Below are 2,014 nucleotides of genomic sequence, written 5' to 3'. Positions count from 1 at the left end.
ATGGGCTGAAAGCCAAACAGGCATAAAAGCAGATGAAATTATCCAAATTGCAAGAGAGATTTCTTCTTTTGCACCAAACTGTATCATAGTCCCACCTCGAAGGTCAACCAGATATGGCTTTGATACACAGCTTTCACGCGCTATTGCTATTGCAAATGCCTTGCTTGGTAACTGGTTTCAGCCTGGTGGTTTTTTTAAAGCAAATAAAATCAAAGTTCCAAATGCAGATATGCCAGATGTTGAAGAATCAAAATATGCTCAACTAGCCCAACAAAGAAATGCAGCTAATGCTGTTTTGTCACTTACAAATTTACCTAACACTACACAAGAAATTGTAGGGGTACTTGGACTTGATAATGTTTTATGGGAAGCTATAAGAACACAAAAGCCATATCCAATCAAAGCGATGATTAGCTATGCCACAAACCCATTATTCCATAATGGTGATTCAAATAAGATTAAAGAAGCCATCAATAAACTTGATTTTTATATGGTAGTTGACATATTGCCATGGGAGCATACACTTTACGCAGACATTGTATTTCCCGAATCTACATATCTTGAAATGTATGCTGCCTTAAAAACCATCAGCTGGAAATATCCATACGTGCACTTTAGAGAGCCAGCTGTTGACCCAGTTTATGATACAAGAGATATTTGGGCAATAGCACACGGTATAGCAAAACACATGGGTCTTGGCGAATTTTTCCCATACACAGATGCAAAAGGCGTATTCTTTAGCTCATTAAACCAAATGCCAAAAGACCAAAGAGACAAATTACTAAAAGATGGTGTAATATCACTTGGACCAATACCAGAAGATGTTGATTTAAGCGGTAATATTGATCCAAAAGTAGCTTATCAAAAAATGCTTGATGCATACAAAAAGGCACCATTTAATCCATATCCAATTGCTTTAGGAGAAGATGTAAGTTTTAATACTGGCAGCGGAAAAATCGATATTTACTGCGAATCCTTAAAAGAAGGCGGGTTTGATCCACTACCAACCTACACTCCGCCAAATAAATCAAAAAAACAAAATGAATTCAGGCTTGTTTTTGGTAGAGTAGCAGTTCATACACACGCAAGAACTCAAGATAACGAATGGTTGCTTGAGCACTATGATAACAATAGTGTATGGATCAACCCAAAAGATGCTAAAGCTATAAATATCAAAGATGGTGATAAGGTAGTATTGGTTAAAGGTAATCTTAAATCACCCTACACTGTTAAAGCTAAAGTGACAGATAAAATCATAGAAGGCACAATATTCATTGCTCATGGTTGGGGTAGATTTTCACCTTACACTACAAGATGTTATAAAAAAGGTGTTTCAGATGCTGAGTTTTGTTCTAATGATTCTGATCCGCTAAGTGGGGCTGCTGCTTTCTTGAATTCATTTGTTAGCATCGAAAAAACCTAAAGGAGGTTAATAGCAATGTTTGAAAGACCAAAAAAAGAAAAAAACTATGCTATGGTTATAGTTCAAGATAGATGCGTAAACTGCAAGGCATGCGAAGTTGCTTGCAAAGCAATGTGGGAAGTACCAGATGGAAAGCTAAACTACCGTACACAAGTTTTGGATATAGAAAAAATAGAAAACGGCGTCAGAAAAATGACGTTTATGCCTATTTTATGCAATCAATGCGATAATCCGCCTTGCGTATGGGTGTGTCCAACAGGTGCAAGCTATAAAAGAAAAAGCGATGGCATTGTTCTTGTTACGCCTAATATGTGCATTGGTTGCAAAGCATGTATGGAAGCATGTCCATATGATGCAAGGTATTACAATGAAGAATTAGGTGCTGTTGATAAATGCACATTTTGTTTGCCAAGGCTTGAGAGCGGTTTGGAACCTGCATGTGTTCAAACATGCGTGGGTGGCTCAAGAAATTTTGGTGACTTAAATGATCCAAACTCTATTGTCTCTAAATTACTCAAAGAAGCTACAAATTACTGGGTTTTAAAACCAGAAGATGGCACTTTTCCTAATGATTTTTACATTAGCAATTCT

Annotated in this window: 2 protein-coding genes; both read left to right on the top strand. The window is 37.0% G+C overall.

What is annotated here, in order from left to right; all coding sequences use genetic code 11:
* Positions 1 to 1,423, top strand: a 1,423-nt coding sequence (locus Q0C22_RS00655; protein WP_291490165.1) for a molybdopterin dinucleotide binding domain-containing protein, incomplete at its 5' end; no start/stop codon positions are given.
* 15 nt (positions 1,424 to 1,438) lie between these two features.
* The coding region (locus Q0C22_RS00650; protein ID WP_291490164.1) for a 4Fe-4S dicluster domain-containing protein at positions 1,439 to 2,014 on the top strand (576 nt) is incomplete at its 3' end.

It is taken from the genome of Desulfurella sp. (assembly GCF_023256235.1).
Lineage (GTDB): Bacteria > Campylobacterota_A > Desulfurellia > Desulfurellales > Desulfurellaceae > Desulfurella.
This window is presented reverse-complemented; position numbering and strand designations above follow the sequence as displayed.